Origin of the sequence: Glycomyces sambucus (assembly GCF_900102815.1) — a bacterium.
Classification (GTDB): domain Bacteria; phylum Actinomycetota; class Actinomycetes; order Mycobacteriales; family Micromonosporaceae; genus Glycomyces; species Glycomyces sambucus.
Map to the genome: position 1 here is coordinate 15409 of NZ_FNGF01000011.1, position 22137 is coordinate 37545.

The following is a 22137-nucleotide window of genomic DNA, read 5'->3' on the forward strand; positions in this document are numbered from 1 at the left end:
TAACCGCCGTCTCACGCTGGGAGTACCGATGGAGCACACCGAAGAGGACACCGTTCCTCTGCACCGGCCGGATGCTCCCGCCTGGTCCCCGTTCGCGCCGCCAGGCGCGAACCATGTGCTCAGTGCGCCGCCAGGCGCGAACCATGTGCACAGTGCGCCGCCGGAGGTGAACGCGCAGTTCGCGGCCGGCCCCGAGGCCGTCCACAACCCGCGCACCGCCGACCACGTGCCGAGCGCGCCCCCGCCGACCGCGACGCCGATGCCCGCCGCACCGTCCGTCGCGCCGTCCGGAACGGCGCCCGCGAACGGCTGGCCGACGCCGCCGGCGCAGGGGTCCCCCGCGCAGCTCCCGGTGCCGTTCTTCCCCGACCACGCGGGCGCGCTGGAGCGGATCGGCGTCACCGCCGACGACTTCGCGTCCCGCCGGGTCGTGCCGCCGCGCGCGCCCGTCGCCGAGACCGGCCTGCGGGGCGCCCTGCACAGGCTCAGCTTCGGCGTCGTCGCCCTCCCGCCCGGGCCGCGCGAGCGGGCCCGCCAGCGCGCGGTCGAGACCGTGCGCCGCAACTTCGGGGGCCTGCGCCAGATCACCGTGGTGAACCCGAAGGGCGGCGCGGGCAAGACCGTGGCGGTGCTCATGCTCGCCATGACGTTCGGCCGCCACCGCGGCGGCTACGTGCTCGCGTGGGACAACAACGAGACGCAGGGGACGCTGGGCATGCGCGCCCAGCAGGACTTCCATGTGCGCACGGTCCGCGACCTGCTGCGGGACCTCGACCACTTCAAGGGCCCGACGGGGCGCATCGGCGACCTGTCGCAGTACGTGCGGGCGCAGGGCGGCGCGATGTTCGACGTGCTCGCGTCGGACGAGTCGGCGACGGCCGGGGAGATGCTGACGGCGCGGTCGTTCGGCGACCTGCGCGAGGCGGTCTCGCGGTTCTACAAGCTCATCGTGGTCGACACGGGGAACAACGTGCGCGCCGAGAACTGGCAGTCGGCGATCGACGCGACGGACCAGCTCGTGGTGACGATGTCGGCGCGGAACGACTCGGCGGAGACGGCGGCGCGGATGCTCGACCACTTGGAGCAGACCGGGCGGCGCGACCTGGTGCGGGGCGCGGTGTCGGTGGTGTCGATGCCGGCCCACCGCAAGGACGTGGACCTGCCGGCCGTGCAGCGGCACTTCGCGGCCCGGACCCGGGCGGTGCTGCTGGCGCCGTACGAGAAGCTGCTGGACTCGGGGGAGCCGATCCGCTACGACTCGTTGAGCAAGGCGTCGTCCGCGGCCTGGCTGCGCATCGGCGCGGCGGTGGCCGAGGGCCTGTAGGAGGCCAGGAGGTCGACCAGGCCGGCGGCGGCGTCGGCGAGCCGGCTCTCGTCCTCGTCGGCGTGGCCGGTGACGAGCGCGCCCTGGACGAACACGAGGGCGGTGCGGGCGAGGCGGCCGGCGTCGGCGGCCGGGTCCAGTTCGCCGCTCGCGACGGCGCGGGCGAGGATCGCGGCGAGGTCCGCTTCGAGGTCGTTCCAGGCGTCCTGGACGCGGCGCATGGTCGCGGGGTCGTCGGCGAGTTCGACCGCGGCGCGGACGATGAAGCCGCCCTCCTTGGAGTGGCGGACGACGACGTCGAGGAGGTCGGCGAGGGCGCCGAGCGCGTCGCCGCCGGAGTCGTCCTCGTCCTCGGCGCGGCGGGAGACGGCGCGCAGCTCGGGTTCGGTGTCGTCTCTATATCGTTGCAGCGCTGTGATGTACAGCTGATGCTTGGAGCCGAACGCGGCGTAGAGCCCGGCGCGGTTCATGCCGGTCGCGGCCACGAGGTCCGACATGGAGGTCGCGGAGAACCCCCTGTCCAGGAACACCCGTGTCGCAGCGCGCAGGACTCTGTCCAAATCGGCGTTCTTATTTCTGCTCACGTTGTGCACCGTATCGACACCCGGTGCTACGGGTCAATAACCGGAAGGCGGGAGTTGACTCACGAGGTGCGAGTGAACGGTCGCACTGCGAAGCCGTTCGGCTTGACACTCCTCGCGGGCACCCGCGAGAATGGGCGCAAACTGAACAGGCGCCGCGGGGGAAGTCCGGTGAAAGGCCGGCGCTGACCCGCAACGGTAGTCGCGGTCGTCCCAGGACGACAACCGAGCACCCTTCATTCCCGCCCGGTCCACCCGCGTGAGCCCGAATGCCCGCCGCGCCCCCGATTTGTCAACGCCTGTCGTGGTCTACAGGCGCTTGCGGCGCCGCCGCCTGCCCGAAGACCCCACTCGCTCAAGGAAAGGTCAGGCAATGCGCCAGCTTGCCGGCCGTCTGCTCACCGCAGCGGCCCTGCCCGTCACCCTGCTCTCGGTGGCGGTGCCCGCCCACGCCCAGTCCGCCCCGTTCGAACAGCCCGCGGAGGCGGCCGCCTCGTGGCTGGCCGCCCAGTCCGACGGGACGGCCTGGAACCAGGACCCGGCGACCTCGCTGGACGCGGTCCTGGGGCTCCTCGCCGCCCGTGTCGGCGGCGACCAGGTCGAGGCGACGCTCCAGTGGCTCAACGACCCGGCGGTCCTCGACCCGTACGTGAACACGGCGGCCGACGGCGCCGCGGGCTTCAACGCCGGTTCGGCCGGGAAGGTCATGTACACGGTCGCGACCGCGGGCGGGGACCCGACGGACTTCGGCGGGGTCAAGCTCGCCGACGAGGTGGCCGCGGCGCAGACCGCGAACGGGACCTACGGCGACGGGACCGCCGGATCGACGGCGTGGGCCGTGCTGGGCCTCTCGCGCACCGACACGCCCGCCGCCGCGACGGCCGCGGCCGGGCTCGCGGCGGTCCAGTGCCCCGACGGCGGGTTCAACTACGCGGACGTCGACGGCGGGGACGACTGCGTCTCCGACCCGGACACGACCGGCCTGGCGGTCTCGGCGCTGGTGGCGCTCGGGGAGCCGGGCGCGGCGTCCCTGGAGGCGGCCGTGGCGTGGCTGGAGTCGGCGCAGGCCGAGGACGGCGGGTTCGACGGCGGCTTCGGCGCGAACGCGAACTCGACGGCGATGGCGGCGCAGGCGCTGCTCGCGGCGGACCGGTCCGAGGCGGCCGGGCGCGCGGTGGCGTTCCTGCTGACGCTCCAGTTCGACTGCTCCAGCGACGAGCCGGGCGCGTTCATGTACACCGACCCGGAGGACCCGGACTTCGGCGAGGCGACCCGCCTGCTGGCGACCGCCCAGGCGATCGTCCCGGTCTCGGGCCAGAACCTCGCGACGCTCGACGCCTCCGGTGCGGACTCCGAGGTCCCGGCGAACGGCTGCGAGGCCGCGGACGCCGGTGACGCCACCACCGCCGCGGCGGACGAGGACGAGTCGGGTTCGTCGTGGCTGCCGTGGGCGATCGTCGCCGCGGTCGTCGTGATCGGCGCCCTGATCCTGGTCTTCGCGCTCCGCGCCCGCCGCGGCGGCGACGCTGCGGGCAACGGCGCCGCCGGGTCGGCTCCGGCCGCCGGTGCGAGCACCACCGCTGACGAGGCCGCCGGTTCGGCTGCGACCGACGAAGTGAAGGACGCGGAGACCGCGGACGAGTCCGGCGCCGAGGGCCCCGCTTCGGGCGAGCCCGAGGCCGACGGCTCCGACGAGGGCAAGGACAAGTAGTCCCGCTCGTGCCCAGAGACGAACGACACGCAGGCAGCGCCCGCCGATCCGGCGGGCGCTGCCTGCGCGCTGTCGCACCCCCGAGCCACCCTTGCTTCCGGGGGCGTCGCGATCGGACACTCCCGACCTCGGGGGGCGGCGCGGCGCTCGCCGGACCGATCGCACCGCCACAAGCAATCCGGCTCGATGCGGTCCACGAGCGCACTGCGCCCGCGACCGGCCTCGCGGCGCCGGCGGGTGCCGGGCTCGATCCGGACGCTGTTCGAACCGCAGGTGCACTGGATCTCGCGCCGCTCGGGGCGACCTGGCGCAGTAGGACGGCCGGGCACGCTTCGACCGGGCTCGATCCGGCGGCGCGACGGAGTACCGCCGGTGTCCGGTCGGCGGCCCGGCGAGCGGGCGCCGGTCTCGCCGTCGTGCTGCTCCTCCTGCTCGCGGGCCTCGCCGGCCCGGCGTCGTCCGCAACGGCGCAGGAGCCGTGCGCGGGGGTCACCGTCGTGGTCGACTTCGGCACGCTCGCAACCGATCCGAAGACCGGGTGCGCCGCCGGTCCGGCGGACGGGCTCGATGCGCTCGCGCAGGCCGGGTTCTCGGTCACCGAGGTCGCCTCCATCCGCGGGATGGTGTGCCGGATCGACGCGCTCCCCGAAACCGACTGCGGCGCTTCACCGCCCGCCGACGCGTACTGGTCCTACTGGCACGCGAACCCCGGCGACGACGAGTGGACCTACTCGATGGTCGGCGGCGCCGACGCGACTCCCGACCAGGGCGACCTCGAAGGCTGGGCCTTCGGCGACGGCTCCACGCCGCCCGCTGTCGCGCCCGGCGACGCCGTCGCGTCAGCCGCGCCCGAGACCGAGTCCGAGTCCGAAGGCGCCGACTGGACCTGGATCGTCGCCGTCGCGGCCCTCGCGATCATCGGCGGGCTCGTGGTGTGGCGGCTCCGACGCGACCGGCGCGCCTGACCGTGCCGACCGCCGCAGCCGTCCGGCCCATGCGCCGCCGCACCGCCCACCCCGCGGCCTGGTGGGGGTGGGCGCTGCTCCTCGCCACCGCCGCCGGGCGCACGGCGAACCCGTGGCTGCTGCTCCTCATCGCCGCCGTCGCCGGGCTGGTCGTCGCGTTCTGCCGCGGCGACGAGCCCTGGTCGGGGGCGTACCGCGTGTTCCTCTACATCGGACTGAGCGCCGTCGCGGTCCGGATGGCGTTCTACGTGGTCTTCGGCGGGTCGGACGGGCCGACCGTCCTGTTCACGCTCCCTGCGGTGACGCTCCCGGAGTGGGCCGCCGGGTTCCGGCTCGGCGGGAACGTCACGGCCGAGGGCGCCCTCGCGGCCCTGTACGACGGCCTCCGGCTCGCGACGCTCCTGGTCTGCGTGGGCGCCGCGAACGCGCTCGCGAGCCCGCGGCGGCTCCTGCGCTCGGTTCCGGCCGCGCTGTACGAGGTGAGCGTCGCGGTCGTCGTCGCATTGTCGGTGGCGCCGCAGCTCGTGGCCGGCGTCGGCCGGGTGCGGCGCGCGAGGGCCCTGCGCGGCAACACGAGCCGCAGCCCGGCGAACCTCATGCGCACCGTCGTCGCCCCGGTCCTGCACGACGCGCTTGACCGGTCGCTGCACCTCGCGGCGGCCATGGCGTCGCGCGGCTACGGCCGCGCCGCCGGGGTCCCGGCACCGGCCCGCCGCGCCACCGGCGCCGCGCTCCTCGTCGGGCTCTTCGGGCTCTGCGCGGGCGCGTACGCGCTGCTGGGCACGACCACGCCCGCGCCGCTCGCGTGGGCGGTCCTCGCGGCGGGCGCCGCCGCGGCCGTCTTCGGGATCGCGTTCGCCTCCAGGCGGGTCCCGCACACCAGGTACCGGCCGGACCGCTTCGGCCCCAAGGACTGGGCCGTCGTCGCCTCCGGCGCGGCGGCCGTGATCGGCACCGCCGTCAGCCTCGCGGTCGAGCCCGCCGCGCTGTGGCCCGCCACCGCGCCGCTCCACGCACCCCCGCTCCCCCTCGCCGCCGCGGCAGGCGTCCTCATCGCCGCCGCCCCCGCCCTCCTGGTCCCCTCGACACCCGAAGGCATCTCCCGGTCGAAGGGCGCGCACGCCGCGGAGACCGGCGCACCGGCACCCGGCCGCACGGCGCCGCTTGCCGGTACCAACGGGCGCAATGCGACCGCAGGAGCGACCTCCGCAGGCCGCGCCGCCACTGTGCAGGACCGCCACGAACGCATTCGTGCCGACAGCGCCAGCGCGGAACCAGACGGTGCCGTACTCGACAGCGCCGCACCAGGCCCCGCCACCCAAGACCGCGACTCGCATTCAGGCGGCGCCAACGACAACAGCGCGCCACAGGGCGACCCGCATTCCGGTGCCGGCGACGACTCCGCCGCACTGCACGGCAACCCGCGCGCGGGCACCGCGAGCAACGACATCGCACCGCACGACGACGACCCGCATTCCGGTGCCGGCGACGACTCCGCCGCACTGCACGGCAACCCGCGCGCGGGCACCGCGAGCAACGACATCGCACCGCACGACGACGACCCGCATTCCAGTGCAGACGACGACACCACCGCACCCGGCGGCAACCCATCATCCGATGCGGGCACCGGCACCTCGGCAACGGAAGGCACCCGATGACCGTCGACGCCATCGTGTTCGAGCACGTCACCTTCGCCTACGGGGCGCCGCCTTCGGGTGCGACCGGCGTCCGCGGCATCGGCGGGCACTCCGCCGACTCGGGCCCGGCCGTCCATCGGCCCGTCCTCGACGACGTGTCGTTCACGCTCCCCGAGGGCGAGTTCTGCCTGCTCGTGGGCCCCACGGGCGCGGGCAAGTCGACGCTCCTCAAGGCCGTCAACGGGCTCGTCCCCCGCTTCACCGGCGGCGACATGCACGGACGCGTCACCGTCGCCGGCCGCGACGTGCGCGGCGCGACCCCCGCCGACCTCGCGGACGTCGTCGGCTACGTCGGCCAGGACCCGCTGGCGGGCTTCGTGACCGACGAGGTCGAACTCGAACTCGCCTACACCGCCGAGCAGCTCGGGGTCGCCCCCGCGGCGATGCGCAAGCGCGTCACCGAGATCGTCGACCTCCTCGGCCTCGCCGACGTGCGCGACCGCGCCCTCGCGCAGCTGTCCTCGGGGCAGCGGCAGCGGGTGGCGATCGGCGCGGCGCTCGTCGCCGGGCCGACGGCGCTCGTCCTCGACGAACCGACCTCCGCACTCGACCCGACCGCGGCCGACGAGGTCCTCTCGGCGCTGCACCGGCTCGTCCACGACCTCGGGATCACCGTCCTCCTGGCCGAGCACCGGCTCGAACGCGTCGTCCAATACGCAGACTCTGCCCTCCTCCTCGACGGCGGCCGTTGCACCGCCGGTCCCCTCGGCGAGATCCTCGCCCGTTCACCGGTCGCGCCTCCGGTGGTCGGGCTCGGGCGCCTCGCCGGCTGGCCCGGCCCGCCCGTGACGATCCGCGAGGCCCGCCGTCACGCGGCCCCGCTGCGGAAGATCCTCGCCGAGCGTGCTGGAACCGTAGCTCGGGGTACCGACATCCCGTCCGCGGCGCAGGCCGGGCCGCCTCTGCTGGAGGCACGCGGGCTCACCGTCGACTACCCGGGGGTGCGCGCCGTCGCCGGGGTCGACCTGGCCGCCGCCCGGGGCGAGCGCATCGCCCTCATGGGCCGCAACGGCTCCGGGAAGTCCAGCCTCCTGTGGGCGCTCCAGGGCACCGGGAAGCGCTCGGGCGGGACGGTCGCGATCGGCGGCGCCGACCCGGCCGCGCGGCGCCCCGGGGAGCGGCGCACCCTCGCCGGGCTCGTCCCCGCCGACGCCGCCGACCTGCTGTACGCCGAGACCGTCGCCGCCGAGTGCGCGGGGGCCGACGAGGACGGCCGCGCCCCGAAGGGCACGTGCGCGAAGATCCTCGACGACCTCGTGGAGGGCGTCGACCCCGGCGTCCACCCCCGGGACCTCTCCGAAGGGCAGCGGCTCGCCCTCGCGCTGGCCGTGACCCTCACGGCCGCACCGCCCCTGCTGCTGCTCGACGAGCCGACGCGCGGCCTCGACTACCCCGGGAAGGCCGCGCTCGCCGCCCGGCTGGGGACACTCGCGGGAGCCGGGCACTGCGTGGTCGTCTCGACGCACGACGTCGAGTTCTGCGCCGAGTTCGCCTCGCGCGTGGTGGTCCTGTCGGACGGCGAGGTCGTCGCGGACGGCCCGGCCCGGCAGATCACGGCCGCGTCGCCGATGTTCGCGCCGCAGGTGGAGAAGATCCTGCCCGGCTGGATGACCGTGGCCGAGGTCGAGGCGGCGCTGGAGTCCGGCGATGACTGAGGCCGGCCCGGAGGGGCCGCCGCTCGCGGCGGCGCGCCCGGCCGTGCGCCGCCGCGCGGCGGTCGCGCTGGTGCTCGCGGCCGGGTTCGGCCTGGTCGCGATGTCGTGGCCGCTGCTCGCCGCGCCGGGCGGGGCGCTCACCGAGACGACCTCGGGCCCTTGGCTGTTCGCGCTGCTGCTGCCGCTGGTGACGGCCTCCGTGGTGGTCCAGTTGACCGGCGGGGGCCTGGACGCGCGCGCCGTCGCGATGCTCGGGGTGCTGTCGGCGGTGGTCGCGGCGGTGCGGCCGTTCGGGGCGGGCGCCGCCGGGGTCGAGACGGTGTTCTTCCTGATCATCCTGGCGGGCAGGGTGTTCGGGGCCGGGTTCGGGTTCCTCCTGGGCTGCACGGGGCTGTTCGCGTCGGCGCTGCTCACCGGGGGCGTGGGCCCGTGGATGCCGTACCAGATGTTCGCGGCGGCGTTCGTGGGCCTGGGCGCGGGGCTGCTGCCGCGCACGCCGGACTCGCGCCCGGGCCGGGCCGGCGAGGTCGCGCTGCTCGCCGGGTACGGGGTGGTCGCGTCGCTCGCCTACGGGCTGTTGATGAACCTGTCGTTCTGGCCGTTCGCGATCACCCAGGGGAGCCTCGCGTACGTGCCCGGCGGGGGCCTGGACGAGAACCTGCCGCGGCTGTTCGCGTACACGATCGCGACGTCCCTGGGCTGGGACGTCGGCCGCGCCGTGACGACCGCGGTGCTGCTGGTCCTGACGGGCCCGCTGCTGCTGCGGGTGCTGCGGCGCGCGGCGAGGCGCGCGAACTGGTCCTAGCCGTCCAGAGACGCGGTCGCAGGCCCGGGGCGGCGGCCCCGGGCCTTCACGCGTTCCTGGCGAGGCGGAAGCCGAGGTCGTCGATGCGGAGTACCGGCATGGTGCGGCGGCGGACGCCGGCCCGGCAGGACCAGTGCTCGTCGAACCAGCCGCCGCCCTTGATGACCCGGTAGTCCCGGTAGACCTCCGCGTCGTACACGTCGAAGCACCACTCCCAGGCGTTCCCGAGCATGTCGTGCAGGCCCCACGCGTTCGGTTCCTTCAGCCCCACCTCGTGGGGGCGTTCACCGGAGTTGCCGCGGTACCAGGCGATCGCGTCGAGGTCGCCGTAGCGCGGCCCGTCGGTGCCGGCGCGGCAGGCGTGCTCCCATTCGGCCTCGGTGGGCAGCCGGTAGCCGTCGGCGCCGCGGTCCGGGGCCACGGCCGCGCTGTCGGTCCCGTCCGCGGCGGCCTCGTAGACCGGCCGCAGCCCTTCGCGGACCGAGAGCGCGTCGCACCAGCGGACGGCGTCGAGCCATGACACCTCGACCGCGGGCAGGCGCCCGCCCGGGTCCTCGCGGCCGAGGACGTCGGCGTAGAGCGCGCGCGTGACCTGCGTGGCGGCCATGAGGAACGGCGCGACCTCGACGGTCCAGGCCCGCTCGGTGCGCCGGTCGCGGAGGGTCGCGGTCCCGGCCGGGACGGGCCGCATCGGTGGCATCACCACCGCATTTTAGGAACCGCGGCATCCGTGAACCCATCCCGCGCTAGTGACGCTGGTCACTGTCGGTCACGTCGGGTCCGGCCCGCGGTTCACACGGGCATCAGCGTCCCGCAGCAGAACCGGAGCAGTCCGATGCACACCGCCTTCATCATCGTCACCGTCGCCGCCGCCCTCTGGACCGGGTTCTCGGCCTACTCGATCTGGGCGAAGGCCCCGTACGTGGTCGGGCCCCTCGCCCACTACGGCGTCCCGCAGAGCTGGTGGTTCTGGCTCGGCCTCGCGAAGGCCGCCGGCGCGCTCGGGCTCCTCGCCGGCCTGGTCGTCCCCTGGATCGGGATCGCCGCCGCCGCCGGCCTGGTCCTGTACTTCCTCGGCGCCGTCGTCACCGTGGTGCGGGCGCGTTCGTGGGGGACCCTGGTGGCGCCCTTCATGTACCTGGTCCCGGCCGCCGCCGCGCTCACCCTCGGCGTCCTCGCCTAGCGGCGACGGGACAGGGCCCGCGCATCGCGCGGGCCCTGTCGTCGTTCCCTGCTACCGCACCCACTGCTCGTGAAGCGCGACACCGACCTTCGGGGCGCCGATGAGCGCGAGCGGGATGAAGAACCCGATCTGCCCGAGGACCCCGATGAGGACGACGATCTCCTCCTCGCTGAGGTGCTTGCGGGCCTCGTCGACGAGCTCGTCGCTGACGCGCTCGCCCGTCGGGTTCGGGGTGTGGACGGCCTCGGCCAGCGCGAGCGCGGCGCGCTCGGCGTCGGTGAACAGCGGCGAGGTGCGCCAGGTGGCGACGGCGCCGAGCCGTTCGCGGGTGTCGCCGTCGCCCGCGTACTGGCGGGCGGTGAAGTAGCTGTCGCCGAGGAGCTGGCCGACGCGCAGCTGCACGAGGCCGACGGTGGTCGCGGGGAGGACCCCGGCGGCGTTCACCTTGTTGACGGCGGCGGCGATCTCGTTGACGACGGGCAGGTACTGGGCGGGGTTCTCGATGCGGGGCTTGATGCTCATGGCGGTCTTCCTTCGCTTCCGTGGTTCGCTTCACCCCGTTGACGGAAGCCGGACCGCCGATGTGACCGCATTCGATGCGATGCGCGTCACAGGAGGGAGCGGACGACGGCCGCGAAGTCGGCCGCGAGGGGGTTCCCCGGATGCCAGGCGAGGGCGACGCGCAGCGGTTCGGCGTCGGCGAGCGGCACCCACGCCAGGTCGGGGCGGGCGTAGTAGGCGGCGAGGGAGGCGGGCGCGAAGCAGACGGCGGCGCCTTCGGCGACCTGTTCGAGCATCTCCTCGACGTTGTCGTTCTTCGGCCCCCACAGGGGCTCGGACCCGTCGGGGCGGGGGTTCACCGCCCACCAGTCGACCCATTCGCGCGGGGCCTTGTCGGTCCACATGAGGGGTTCGCCGCTCGTCTCGGCGAGGGTGACGGACGCGCGTCCGGCGAGGCGGTGCCCGGTGGGGAGGCCGACGACGCGCGGCTCGGTGTGGACGGTCGCGGACTCGCAGTCGCCGAGGTCGGCAGGGAGCCACACGAACGCGGCGTCGACGGCGCCCTCGCGCAGGGCCGCGGCCTCGGCGCCCCAGTCGAAACGCTTGGGCACCACCTGGACGCCGGGCCGGCGGCGCGCGAACTCGGCGCGGGCGCGCGTGGTGAGCTCCCCGGCGCCGCTGGCCTCGAAGCCGACCCGCAGCACGCCGCCGGTGCGGTGGCGCCGCGCGGCCGCGCCGACCCGGTCGGCGGCGGCGACCGCCTCGGCGGCCGCGGCCAGGACGTCGACGCCGGCCGGGGTCGGGGCGACCCCGGCGGGGGTCCGGTCGAACAGGCGCACCCCGAGTTCGGTTTCGAGCCGCTTGAGCGCGTAGGAGAGGGCGGGCTGGCTGACGTAGAGCGCCTTCGCGGCCCGCCCGAGGTTCCCGTGGGCGGCGATCGCCGCCAGATACCGCAACTGCCGCAGCTCCATGCAGCGATCATAAGCCGCGTTTATGGCGCCGTCGAATACCGGTATTGGACGCCCCCGGGCCCGCGGGGGGATAAATGTCCCGACACCGATGGAAGGAAACCCCATGCACGCCAACCCCACCCGCACCGCAGACGGCCGCGTCTGGCTCGTCACCGGCACCGCCTCCGGCTTCGGCCGCGCCATCGCCGAGGCGGCCCTCGCCGCGGGCGACACCGTCATCGCGACCGCCCGCCGCCCCAAAGCCCTCGCCGATCTCGCCGAAGCCCACCCGGACCGGCTCGTCCCGGTCGCCCTCGACGTCACCGACCCCGCCCAGGTCAGCAGGGTCGTCGCCGACGCCGTCCTGTGGTACGGCCGCATCGACGTCCTCGTCAACAACGCCGGCCGCGGCCACGTCGGCGCGGTCGAGGAGACCACCGACGCCGAACTGCGCACCCTCATGGACCTGCACTTCTTCGGGCCCGCGAACCTGGTCCGGGCGGTCCTGCCGCACATGCGCGCCAACGGCTCCGGCGCGATCGTGCAGCTCTCCAGCATGGGCGGGCGCATGTCGTTCCCGGGCGTGGGCGCCTACTCGGCGACCAAGCACGCCCTGGAGGGGCTGAGCGAGGCGCTCGCCGCGGAGGTCCGCCCGCACGGCATCGACGTGCTCGTGGTCGAACCGGGCGCGTTCCGCACCGGCCTGAACGGGACCGGGCACTCCCAGTCGGCGCCGCTCGACGCGTACGCGGCGACCGTGGGCCCGTTCCGGACGGCGTTCCCGGACGCGGCCGGGACCCAGCCCGGCGACCCCGCGAAGGCCGCGGCGGCGATCCTCGCCGCGCTGGCGGCCGAGACCGTCCCGTTCCGGCTGGTGCTCGGCAACGACGCGGCAGACGCGATCGGCGCGGAGCTCAAAGCCCAGCAGGCCGAGTTCACCGAGTGGGAGCCGGTCGCCCGCGGCACCGACTTCGGCTAGCGGCCACCAGCAGCCACCGCCAGCGCGGTGGCTCCGCCCGCAGTGACACGAGCGTCGGCGCCCTGAGCGGGCCCGCGGCCCCGGCGGCCGTGTTCGCGCCCGGGAACGGCGACCGGGCCCGCCCTGTGCAGGGCGGGCCCGGTCCGCGTCCCACTCCTACCCGATGAGGGCGCCCGCGCCGAGGAGCGCCTTCAGGTCGGCGGACAGCTCGATGGAGGGCCGCACCCGCCAGGCGTCGCCGAGCGCGAACAGCTGCGTCTTCGGCCCGTTCGCGAGCTGCACCCGCACCTGGGCCTCGCCGCGGTGGGTCTTGAACGTGTCGGACAGCTTCTCGATGAGCGCCGGGTTGACCGACGCGGCCCGCAGCGCGAGCGTGATCGGCGCCGAGTTCGACTCCGGGCCCGTCGACGTGTCGAGGACCGCGAGGTCCTGGGCGATGAGCTGCGCGGTGCCGTCGCGCCGGTCGAGCTTGCCCTTGACGCAGCACACGAGGTCGTCGGCGAGCGATTCGGACACGAGCTCGTACGTGTTCGGGAAGAACCGCACCTCGATCGAGCCGGCCAGGTCCTCCAGGGTCGCCGACGCCCACAACTTGCCCTGCTTGGTGACCCGCTTCGCGACGTTCTGGAGGATCCCGGCGACGCGCACGTTCGCGCCGTCCGGGACGTCCTCGCCGTGCAGGAGCGCGATCGGCCGGTCCGCGTTCGCCGACAGCAGCCGCTCGAACCCGTTCAGCGGGTGGTCGGAGACGTACAGGCCCAGCATCTCCCGCTCGAACGCGAGCTTGTCGCGCCGGTCCCACTCGTCGTCGGCGATGGTGAGGTCCACGCCGAGCGTGTCGGTGGTCTCCTCCATCATCCCGCCGAACAGGTCGAACTGGCCGCGCGCCTCCTCCTTCTTGATGGAGACCATCGCGTCGATCGCCTTCTCGTGCACCTCCGCGAGCCCGCGGCGCGCGTGCCCGAGCGAGTCGAACGCCCCGGCCTTGATGAGCGACTCCACGGTCCGCTTGTTGCACACCGGCGCCGGGACCTTCTGGAGGAAGTCCTTGAAGTCCCCGTACGCGCCCTTCTCCTCGCGGGCCTCGATGATCCCCGCGACCACGTTCGCGCCGACGTTGCGGACCGCGCCGAGCCCGTACCGGATGTCCTTGCCGACCGGGTGGAACATGTGCCGCGACTCGTTCACGTCCGGCGGCATCACGGTGATCCCCATGCGCCGGCACTCCGACAGGTACACCGCGGCCTTGTCCTTCGAGTCGCCCACCGAGGTGAGCAGCGCCGCCATGTACTCGGCCGGGTAGTTCGCCTTCAGGTACGCCGTCCAGTACCCGACGAGCGCGTACCCCGCGGCGTGCGACTTGTTGAACGCGTAGCCGGCGAACGGGAGCATGATGTCCCACAGGGTCTTGATCGACTCCTTGGAGAACCCGTTCCCCTGCATGCCCGCCTCGAACGACGCGAACTGCTTCTCCAGCACGTCGAGCTTCTTCTTGCCCATGGCCTTGCGGAGCATGTCCGCCTGGCCCATCGTGAACCCGGCGAGCTTCTGCGCGATGCGCATGATCTGCTCCTGGTAGACGATGAGGCCGTACGTCTCCGCGAGGATCTCCTCCAGGGCCTCGGCGAGCTCGGGGTGGAGCGCGACGACGTCCTGCCGCTTGTTCTTGCGGTCGGCGTAGTTGTTGTGCGAGTTCGCGGCCATTGGGCCCGGCCGGTACAGGGCGTTCACGGCGATGATGTCGTTGAACTCGGTGGGCTGCATGCGCTTGAGGAGCTCGCGCATGGCCCCGCCGTCGAGCTGGAACACGCCCAGGCTGTCGCCGCGCGACAGGAGCTCGTACGTCTTCTTGTCGTCCGTGGCGAGCGTGTCCAGGTCGAGGTCGATGCCCCGGTTGATCTTGATCGCCTCGATCGCGTCGCCGATGACGGTGAGGTTCCGCAGCCCCAGGAAGTCCATCTTCAGCAGGCCGATGTCCTCACAGGACGGGTAGTCCCACCCGGTGATGATCGACCCGTCCGGCCTGGCCCACATGGGGATGCAGTCCACCAGGGGCTGCGACGAGAGGATGACCGCGCACGCGTGCACGCCCGCGTTCCGGATCAGCCCCTCCAGGCCCAGCGCGGTGTCGAAGATCGTGCGGACCTCGCCGTCGTTCTCGATGAGGCTCCGCACCTCCCCGGCCTCCTTGAACCGCGGGTGCTCCGGGTCCATGATCCCCGACAGCGGGATGTCCGTCGCCGCCACCGGCGGCGGCAGCGCCTTCGTGATCCGCTCCGCGATCGAGAACCCGGGCTGGCCGTGGTGGATGCGCGCGGCGTCCTTGATCGCGGCCTTGGTCTTGATCGTGCCGAACGTGATGACCTGGGCGACGAACTCCTTGCCGTACTTCTCCGTCGCGTACGTGATCATCTCGCCGCGGCGCCGGTCGTCGAAGTCGATGTCGATGTCGGGCATCGAGACGCGCTCGGGGTTGAGGAACCGCTCGAACAGCAGCCCGTGCTCGATCGGGTCGATGTTCGTGATCTTCATGGCGTACGCCACCAGCGAACCCGCCGCCGAACCGCGGCCCGGGCCCACGTAGATCCCGATCGACCGCGCGTGCGAGATGAGGTCGGCGACCACCAGGAAGTACGACGGGTACCCGGCGTTGATGATGACGTTCAGCTCGAGCTCGGCCCGCTCCAGGTACTCCGCGGGCACGTCCTGGCCCGGGAACCGCTCCTTCAGGCCGATCGCGACCTTCTCGCGCAGCCACGTCCCCTGGTCGTGGCCCTCCGGCACCTGGATGATCGGCATCCGGTCCTGCACCGCGAAGATGTCGTCGTACGACGACACCATGTCGGCCACGCGCATCGTGTTCGCGCAGCCCTCCTGCCAGAAGTCGTCGCTGCGCAGCCCGTACATCTGGTCCGCCGACCGCAGGAAGTAGCCCTCGCCGTCGAGCTTGAACCGCTTCGGGTCGTCCAGGGTCGTCCCCGACTGGACGCACAGCAGCGCCTCGTGCGTGTCCCGCTGGTCCTCGGTCACGATGTGGGAGTCGTTCGTCACCAGCGGCGGCAGGCCCAGCTTCTTCGCCAGGTCGTACAGCTCCGACTTGACGCGCTGCTCGATCCCGATCCCGTGGTCCATGACCTCCAGGAAGTAGTTCTCCGCCCCGAAGATGTCCCGGTAGTCCGAGGCCGCCTGCATGGCCTCCTCCACCTGGCCCAGCCGCAGCCGCGTCTGCACCTCCCCCGAGGGGCAGCCGGTCGTCGCCACGATCCCCGCCGCGTTCGCGGCGATGAGCTCGCGGTCCATGCGCGGCTTGTAGTAGTAGCCCTCGAAGGACGCGAGGCTGGAGAGGCGGAACAGGTTCCGCAGGCCCGCGGAGTCCTTCGCGAGCATCGTCATGTGCGTGTACGCGCCGCCGCCGGAGATGTCGTCGGGGCGCTGGCCCGGCTCGCCCCAGAACACGGGCTTCTTGTGGAACCGGTCGTGCGGCGCGAGGTACGCCTCGATGCCGATGATCGGCTTGACCCCGGTCTTCTTCGCCTGCTGGTAGAACGCGTAGCCGCCGTACATGTTGCCGTGGTCGGTGAGCGCGATCGCGGGCATCTGGAGGCGCTCGGCCTCGGTGAACATGGGTTTGAGCTTCGCGGCCCCGTCGAGCATCGAGTACTCGCTGTGCACGTGCAGGTGGACGTACTGGTTCGACACGCTTCGCTCCCGCTTGACCTGTGGTGTTGTCCTCGCCGACGCCGGTCCCGCGCCCCCGCCGAGGACCCGCTCCGGACCCTCCAGCCTAGTCCCCCTCCCGGCCCGTCCGCGCGGCCTCCGCGGCCCCGATGGGCTCCGTCCCACCCCCGCCGGCGGCCGCCGCGAACGCCCGGCGGGTGGTGTCGTCGAGGGGGAAGAACAGCTCCACGGCGAGTTCGGAGACCGTCACGTCGCGGGGCGCGCCGAAGGTCGCGATGGTCGTGAACATCGACAGGTCGCCGTGGCGGCTGCGCACCCGCAGCGGCAGCGCGATCGGGCTCGGGGAGGCCCCGTCCCACCCGCCGTCGTCGGGCGCGACCGGCTCGTACGCGAGGACCTCCTCGATCAGCTCGGTCACCGCGGGGTGGTCGTCCACGGCGAGCTGCGCCCGCAGCCGGTCGAGGAAGTACTGCCGCACCTCCCCGAAGTTCCGCAGCCGCGGCGCCATCCCCCGCGGGTGCAGCGCGACCCGCGCGAGGTTGACGCGCCCGCTCAGCAGCTCCGGGTCGACTCCCTCCATGAGGACGCCGGCGCCGCCGTTGAAGTCGAGGAGGTTCCCGAACCGGTCGACCACCACGGCCGGGAGCGGGTCGTGGTGCTCCAGGATCCACCCGATCGCCTCCCGGGCCACCGCCAGCCGCTCGTCCCAGTAGTCGGTCTCGGCCCACGCGGGCGCGAACCCGGCGGCGACGAGCAGCGCGTTCCGTTCGCGCAGCGGCACATCGAGGGCTTCGGCGAGGCGCAGCACCATGCGGCGGCTGGGCTCGGCGCGGCCGGTCTCGATGCGCGACAGGTGCCTCGCGGACACCCCGGTCTGCACGGACAGGTCGAACTGGCTCAGGCGGCGGCGCTCGCGCCACTCGCGCAGGAGCCCGCCGAACGCGGGGAGGGTCTGGACGTTCATCGCGCAACCGTAACCGCGGCCGCGGCGCCCGGCCATGACCTCAGAGGTCATTGCGGACCTGACCCGGCGGGTCCAGCATTGGCGGCATGCAGGGACGACCCGAGTCCCGCCCGGACCCCTTGGAGGGAACCATGACCGCTCTCACCGCCCCCGCCGCGACCGCCGCTGAGACCCGTCTGCGCTCGGTGCTGCGCCTCGACGCCGTCGCCTGCGCCGCCTTCGGCCTCCTCATGACCGCGGGCTTCGCCCTGGTCGACTCGCTGCTGGGCCTCGGCCCGGCGTGGGCGGTGCCGTTCGGCGTGTACCTGCTCGGCTGCGCGGTCGCCCTGGCCCTGGTGGCCGGCTACCCGGACCTGGTGCGCGGCCAGGTGACCGGCGTGGTCGTCAACAACGCGATCGCCGCACTCGCCCTGGCGGTGCTGCCGTTCACGGGCCTGGTGGACCTGACGGTCGCGGGCTACATCGTCCTGCTGGGCGGCGCCGCCCTGGTCGCGCTCTTCGCGGTCCTCGAAGCCGCGGGTGCGGCCCGCATCTGATCGCGTCGGTGAACGGGGCGGCGCTGTCGCGCCGCCCCGAAACGCGCTACCACCGCCGACGGCGACACGCCAAACAATCCACAACGCGAAATCGCCTGAATCAGTTATCCACAGCCCAAAAAACATTTCTCGACACTGCGGCGCATGTGGCGGACAGTTGACCAATGAACATGACACAGGCGCGAATCAGCATCAACGGCCCCAACGACCTCCTCACCACGATCCCCCTGCTGCTGGGCTTCAAGCCGGAGCACAGCCTCGTAGTCGTGGGACTGGCCGCCCGGCAGCTCCAGTGCACCTTCAGGGTCGACCTGCCCGGCTCCGCCGACCACCTGGAGCACCTGCCGGACCTGACCGGGCAGCTCAGCCTCAACGAATGCGACGAATGCGTGGTCGTGGCCTACGGCGAGAAGGAGGTCGCCGAGGCGTCGATCGAACGGGCTGCCGCCCGCCTGTTCAACGCCGGGATTCCACCGCTCGACCGGCTCCGAGTCGCCGACGGGCGCTGGTTCAGCCTCACCTGCGACAAGCCCTGCTGCCCGCCCGAGGGCACCCCGATCCCCGAGACCTCCCCGGCCTCCTGCGAGGTCGCACTCGCCGGCTGCTACGCCGCGGCCGACCGCGCGGAGGTCGCCGAACTCCTCGCCCCGGCCGCACCGGGCCGCCGCGCCGCGGTCGAACGGGCGGTCGCGGCGGCCCTCGCCGCCGAAGCCGACCTCGACTGGGCCACCCAGCGGTCCCAGGACCTCCACGCGATCGACCACTGGATGAGCACGACCGCGCTCCCGGGCCCGGACGACATCGCCTCGATCGGTCTCGCCTTGGGGGACTTGGACATCCGCGACTACGCGATCCGCCGCATCTGCACCGGGCAGTTCGAGTCCAACCGGCTGGACCTGTGGACCTGGGTGACCCGCCACATGGCCGACGACCTCCGCGCCCCGGCCGCCACGGTCGCGGGCTTCGCCGCCTACCGCTTCGGGAACGGGGTCCTCGCCCTCGAAGCCTTCGACACGGCCCTCAAGTCGAGCCCGAACTACCGGCTCGCGCAGATGCTCAGGGCCGCCCTCCAAGCCGGCTACCCGCCGGCCTCCCTCGCCAACATCGGCACCGCGGAACTGGAAGCCGCAGGAAGAGAGGAATGAGAGCCGCACGACCCCGCCCCACCCCACCGCCGCCACCGCCACCGCCACAAGTCAGAAGGGAACCGAATGACGACAAGAATCCGTCATAGACGCATCGGTACCGCTCCGGCCACAGGCCACCGCACCTCGGACCTGATCGCTAGGCTGGGTGCATGGGTGAACTCCCGAGCGATTTCGCCGCGATCCTCCTGGTCGGCGGCAAGGCCCGGCGATTCGCCGGATGCGCGAAATGCGAACTGGTCGTCGAAGGCGCCACGATCCTCGAGCGGGTGCTGGCGGCCTGCGAGGGGGCGGCTGCACGAGTGGTCGTGGGCACGCGGCCCGCCGACGCGGCGCCCCTGCCGAACGGGGCGGTCCAGGTCCTCGAGGACCCGCCGGGCTCAGGCCCAGCGCGGTCGGTGCGGACCGGCCTGGAGCATGTGCCAGGCGACTGCACCCGGGTAGCGGTCCTGGCCGGGGACCTCCCGTTCCTGTCGACCGAGGCGCTGCGGCTCCTCATCGACACGGCGAACGCGGCGGGCCCCGAGTCCGGAGCCCTCTTCTGCGACAACGCGGGTCGCCGCCAGTGGCTGTGCGGCGTCTGGCCGGCCGGCCCGCTCCGTCGCAACGCGGCAGCGGTCGAACCCGGAGCCCCCGCACGGCTCCTGTTCACCGGGATCGACGTCGAGACCGTGGTCTGGGAGGACGCCAGTCCGCCCCCGTGGTTCGACTGCGACACCCCGGACGACCTCGATCAGGCCCGCGCCTGGGCCGCCGACATGAAATAAGCGGCAGCGACTCCCACTCGACGGCACCGCGACGACCGGCCGAACCGGCACGAACGCATCGCGCCATCGCGCCATCGCGCCATCGCGCCATCGCCGAACGAGAGTCGACCATCCGCTGAGGCGGTCAACGACGACCGCGGCCGAAGCCCCGGCTTCAGCCCTGACGACCATGCAGGCAATCGACATCCGGGCGGGTGGGCGAGGGGTGGGTGGGGGGGAGGGGGGAGGGGGAGGCCCCCAAGGCGAACAGCCTCGCTCGACCAGGTGCGCACGAAGGTCGCGTACACGCTGAACGCGAGCCGCAGCACGGGCGGATACGAACCGGAGACAGCAAGCGACCCCGGGGCCGCCTGGCGGCGGCCTCCCGGGGTCGATTAGCTAGACGATGTCGAAGCGGTTGTCGAGGGAGCCGGTCTGGATGAACGTGACCACGGCGAGCGCGATCAGGAAGACCGCGAAGCCGACCCAGTGGAGCCGGCGCCGCTCGCGCGGCGTGAAGGTCAGGATCGCGCCGCAGATCAGGCCGCCCACGAGGCCGCCCACGTGGCCGGCGAAGCTGAAGCCCATGATGAGCGTCAGCACCAGGTTGAGGCCCAGGAGCACGTAGATGCCCTGGTTGTCGCGCCGGAGCTTGCGGTTCACCATGATGAGCAGCCCGAACAGGCCGTAGACGGCGCCGGAGGCGCCGGCCGTGAAGGTGTCGTACGAGAACAGGTACACCGCGACCGATCCGGCCAGACCGGACAGGAAGTAGGCCGCGGTGAACCGCGCGGGGCCGAGGTCGCGTTCGAGGATCCGCCCGAGCATCCACAGCACCACCATGTTGAACAGGAGGTGGATGGCGCCGAAGTGCAGGAACATGCCCGTGATCATGCGGTAGTACCCGCCTGCGGCCACGAACGGCGCGGTGATCGACATCCCGAAGACCTCTGCGGTGACCTCGGAGCGGTAGCCCGGGAGGTACCCGATCTCCGCGCCGAGCAGGTGCAGCGGCGTCAGCGCCGAGGACGTGGCCGCCGCGAGGCCGCCGCCGGCGACCAGCGCCAGCACGAAGACCGCGACGTTCGCGCCGATGAGGGCCTTCGTGACCGTGCCCGCGGCGCCCGCGCGGGCGCCGCCGCCGAACGACGAGCGCGTCTTGCGCATCGTCCGGCGGCCCTCGGCCACGCAGTCGGGGCACTGGAAGCCCACGGGGGCGTCGATCCGGCAGTCGGCGCAGATCGGCTTGTCGCAGCGCACGCAGCGCAGGTAGGTCTGGCGGTTCCGGTGGCGATAGCAGACCGGGGCCGACTGCTCTTCGCTCATCGAGTCCTTACTACTTCTCGATGACGACGGACTCGATGACGATCTCGTTGACCGGGCGGTCCATCGGGCCGGTGGCGGTCTTGCCGATCCGGTCGACGACGGCCTTGGAGTCCTCGTCGCTCACCTTGCCGAAGATGGTGTGGCGGAAGTTGAGGTGCGGGGTCGGGCCCAGCGTGATGAAGAACTGGGAGCCGTTGGTGCCCGGTCCGGCGTTCGCCATGGCGAGGAGGTACGGCTCGCCGAAGTGGAGGTCGGGGTGGAACTCGTCGGCGAACTGGTACCCGGGGCCGCCGCGGCCGGTGCCGGTCGGGTCGCCGCCCTGGATCATGAAGCCGTCGATGACCCGGTGGAAGATGACACCGTCGTAGTACGGTCCCGATCCGGCCGCGCCGGTCTCGGGGTCCTTGTACTCCTTGGTGCCCTCGGCCAGTCCCACGAAGTTCGCCACGGTCTTGGGCGCGTGGTTGTCGAGCAGCTCGATGGTGATGTCGCCGGCATTGGTCTTCAGCGTCGCCTTGGTCATGGCGTCCATGGTGCCAGACGGCCGAGGTTCGTCCAACTTTCTCCCCCGTTTCCCTCGACGGGTGTCACAGCCCGGTGCACGATGAGTTGTACAGGCACCTAGAGGAGGCATTCACGATGGGCTTGAGCCGACGTTCCACCACTCCCGCCCGGGAGGCTGTGGACCATTTCAAACACGGTGTGACCTCGTTCAAGGACGCGGGATTCGCAGCGGCACGGGGCACGAAGGAGGCCGCGGCGCCGAGGGTCAACGTCGTCCTGGCGAAGGTGGGGCTGCGCAAGCCCCCGGCACCGAAGTGGCCGTGGGTCGCGGGTGCGATCGGCGCGGGGCTCGCGATCGGCGGGGCCGTCGCGTACCTGTGGTACCGGCAGCGGACGGAGTCGATCGGGGAGCAGCTCCTCGCGGACGAACTGCTCGACGACACGGAGCTGGACGACCGGGCGCTCCAGGACGAGCTCGTCGACAGCGTCAGCCGCTAACCGCGGCGATCCGGGGGGACGCCGCGGCAGCGATGGAGCGACAAGTGAAGAATCCGGCCGGACGCCGGCCGGTGGCGCGGAGCGCCGCCGGGTGGGACCGGTGGACGGGCGACTCGGGGATCCGTGGGGACACGGGTCCCCGAACCGTTTGCGCGCCTTGGGAATCGGGAACCCCGGGAAGGGCAACGCCGGACCGGTGCCTCGCCTCGGGGGGGAGTGGGCGAGTCCACCGATCCGGCGTCATGGGGGCGGGATAACGGGTACCGCCGCGGCAGGGCCGCGGCCACGCAACCGATTGTCGCGCCCCGTTCGCGTTCTGGGAAGGGCGAGGCGGTGGCGGTTATACGCCATGGCGCATAACCGCCATCCACTGTCGACGGAACGTCCGT

Annotated in this window: 19 protein-coding genes and 1 pseudogene; 12 read left to right on the forward strand and 8 right to left on the reverse strand. The window is 73.0% G+C overall.

Annotation, left to right across the window (positions count from 1 at the left end; translation table 11 throughout):
* Positions 1 to 55: 55 nt before the first annotated feature.
* A pseudogene (locus BLS99_RS24800) lies at positions 56 to 1324 on the forward strand (MinD/ParA family ATP-binding protein); the annotation flags it as partial.
* Here the strand turns inward: BLS99_RS24800 and BLS99_RS24805 are convergent.
* On the reverse strand, positions 1252 to 1908 hold the full coding sequence (locus BLS99_RS24805) for a TetR/AcrR family transcriptional regulator (protein WP_176953529.1): 657 nt from the start codon (positions 1906 to 1908) through the stop codon (positions 1252 to 1254). The pseudogene BLS99_RS24800 and the gene BLS99_RS24805 overlap by 73 nt on opposite strands.
* Before the next feature lie 370 nt (positions 1909 to 2278).
* Here BLS99_RS24805 and BLS99_RS26700 point away from each other — a divergent pair, with 370 nt between their 5' ends.
* The 5 genes from BLS99_RS26700 (at position 2279) to BLS99_RS24830 (ending at position 8738) form a co-directional block, all read left to right on the forward strand.
* On the forward strand, positions 2279 to 3616 hold the full coding sequence (locus BLS99_RS26700; protein WP_091054423.1) for a prenyltransferase/squalene oxidase repeat-containing protein: 1338 nt from the start codon (positions 2279 to 2281) through the stop codon (positions 3614 to 3616).
* 416 nt (positions 3617 to 4032) lie between these two features.
* A complete protein-coding gene (locus BLS99_RS24815; RefSeq protein WP_091054424.1) occupies positions 4033 to 4581 on the forward strand; it encodes a hypothetical protein in 549 nt (182 codons plus the stop codon).
* Positions 4582 to 4583: 2 nt separating this feature from the next.
* Positions 4584 to 6239: an energy-coupling factor transporter transmembrane component T family protein gene (locus BLS99_RS24820; RefSeq protein ID WP_245712407.1), complete on the forward strand. Its 1656-nt coding sequence runs from the start codon at positions 4584 to 4586 to the stop codon at positions 6237 to 6239.
* Positions 6236 to 7933: an ABC transporter ATP-binding protein gene (locus tag BLS99_RS24825; protein WP_091054425.1), complete on the forward strand. Its 1698-nt coding sequence runs from the start codon at positions 6236 to 6238 to the stop codon at positions 7931 to 7933. Before BLS99_RS24820 ends, BLS99_RS24825 begins: the two co-directional genes overlap by 4 nt.
* Complete coding sequence (locus BLS99_RS24830) at positions 7926 to 8738, forward strand: ECF transporter S component family protein (RefSeq protein ID WP_091054426.1); 813 nt, start codon at positions 7926 to 7928, stop codon at positions 8736 to 8738. Before BLS99_RS24825 ends, BLS99_RS24830 begins: the two co-directional genes overlap by 8 nt.
* A 46-nt stretch (positions 8739 to 8784) precedes the next feature.
* Here BLS99_RS24830 and BLS99_RS24835 read toward each other — a convergent pair whose 3' ends face one another.
* A complete protein-coding gene (locus BLS99_RS24835) occupies positions 8785 to 9438 on the reverse strand; it encodes a formylglycine-generating enzyme family protein (RefSeq protein WP_245712411.1) in 654 nt (217 codons plus the stop codon).
* A 135-nt stretch (positions 9439 to 9573) separates the two neighbouring features.
* Between BLS99_RS24835 and BLS99_RS24840 the strand changes: the two genes are divergently transcribed.
* A complete protein-coding gene (locus BLS99_RS24840; RefSeq protein WP_091054427.1) occupies positions 9574 to 9921 on the forward strand; it encodes a DoxX family protein in 348 nt (115 codons plus the stop codon).
* Positions 9922 to 9972: 51 nt separating this feature from the next.
* On the opposite strand, the gene BLS99_RS24845 is transcribed toward BLS99_RS24840, so the two are convergent.
* Together BLS99_RS24845 and BLS99_RS24850 are read right to left on the reverse strand one after the other, a co-directional pair.
* The gene (locus BLS99_RS24845; protein ID WP_091054428.1) at positions 9973 to 10443 is read right to left on the reverse strand and encodes a carboxymuconolactone decarboxylase family protein; all 471 of its coding nucleotides are present in this window, start codon (positions 10441 to 10443) and stop codon (positions 9973 to 9975) included.
* 86 nt (positions 10444 to 10529) lie between these two features.
* Positions 10530 to 11393, reverse strand: a complete 864-nt coding sequence (locus BLS99_RS24850) for a LysR family transcriptional regulator (protein WP_091054429.1) — start codon at positions 11391 to 11393, stop codon at positions 10530 to 10532.
* 103 nt (positions 11394 to 11496) lie between these two features.
* On the opposite strand from BLS99_RS24850, the gene BLS99_RS24855 reads away from it, so the two are divergent.
* Positions 11497 to 12351 carry an oxidoreductase gene (locus BLS99_RS24855; RefSeq protein ID WP_091054430.1) on the forward strand — a complete coding sequence of 285 codons (855 nt, stop codon included), beginning with the start codon at positions 11497 to 11499 and terminating at the stop codon, positions 12349 to 12351.
* Positions 12352 to 12507: 156 nt separating this feature from the next.
* Here the strand turns inward: BLS99_RS24855 and dnaE are convergent, their stop codons facing one another.
* Together dnaE and BLS99_RS24865 are read right to left on the reverse strand one after the other, a co-directional pair.
* A complete protein-coding gene (dnaE, locus tag BLS99_RS24860) occupies positions 12508 to 16050 on the reverse strand; it encodes a DNA polymerase III subunit alpha (RefSeq protein ID WP_091054431.1) in 3543 nt (1180 codons plus the stop codon).
* A gap of 85 nt (positions 16051 to 16135) precedes the next feature.
* Positions 16136 to 16993: an MmyB family transcriptional regulator gene (locus BLS99_RS24865; RefSeq protein WP_091054432.1), complete on the reverse strand. Its 858-nt coding sequence runs from the start codon at positions 16991 to 16993 to the stop codon at positions 16136 to 16138.
* A 131-nt stretch (positions 16994 to 17124) separates the two neighbouring features.
* Between BLS99_RS24865 and BLS99_RS24870 the strand changes: the two genes are divergently transcribed.
* The 3 genes from BLS99_RS24870 to mobA all read left to right on the forward strand — a co-directional run bounded on the left by BLS99_RS24870 (position 17125) and on the right by mobA (position 19441).
* Positions 17125 to 17529 carry a hypothetical protein gene (locus BLS99_RS24870; RefSeq protein WP_091054433.1) on the forward strand — a complete coding sequence of 135 codons (405 nt, stop codon included), beginning with the start codon at positions 17125 to 17127 and terminating at the stop codon, positions 17527 to 17529.
* A 164-nt stretch (positions 17530 to 17693) separates the two neighbouring features.
* Positions 17694 to 18674: a DUF4192 domain-containing protein gene (locus tag BLS99_RS24875; RefSeq protein ID WP_091054434.1), complete on the forward strand. Its 981-nt coding sequence runs from the start codon at positions 17694 to 17696 to the stop codon at positions 18672 to 18674.
* A gap of 152 nt (positions 18675 to 18826) precedes the next feature.
* Positions 18827 to 19441 carry a molybdenum cofactor guanylyltransferase gene (mobA, locus tag BLS99_RS24880; RefSeq protein WP_091054435.1) on the forward strand — a complete coding sequence of 205 codons (615 nt, stop codon included), beginning with the start codon at positions 18827 to 18829 and terminating at the stop codon, positions 19439 to 19441.
* Between the two features lie 378 nt (positions 19442 to 19819).
* On the opposite strand, the gene BLS99_RS24885 is transcribed toward mobA, so the two are convergent.
* Both BLS99_RS24885 and BLS99_RS24890 read right to left on the reverse strand, forming a co-directional pair.
* Positions 19820 to 20746, reverse strand: a complete 927-nt coding sequence (locus BLS99_RS24885; protein ID WP_091054436.1) for a rhomboid family intramembrane serine protease — start codon at positions 20744 to 20746, stop codon at positions 19820 to 19822.
* A gap of 10 nt (positions 20747 to 20756) precedes the next feature.
* A complete protein-coding gene (locus tag BLS99_RS24890; RefSeq protein WP_091054484.1) occupies positions 20757 to 21269 on the reverse strand; it encodes a peptidylprolyl isomerase in 513 nt (170 codons plus the stop codon).
* A gap of 179 nt (positions 21270 to 21448) precedes the next feature.
* Between BLS99_RS24890 and BLS99_RS24895 the strand changes: the two genes are divergently transcribed.
* Positions 21449 to 21748 carry a hypothetical protein gene (locus tag BLS99_RS24895; protein WP_091054437.1) on the forward strand — a complete coding sequence of 100 codons (300 nt, stop codon included), beginning with the start codon at positions 21449 to 21451 and terminating at the stop codon, positions 21746 to 21748.
* The last annotated feature ends 389 nt before the right edge of the window (positions 21749 to 22137 follow it).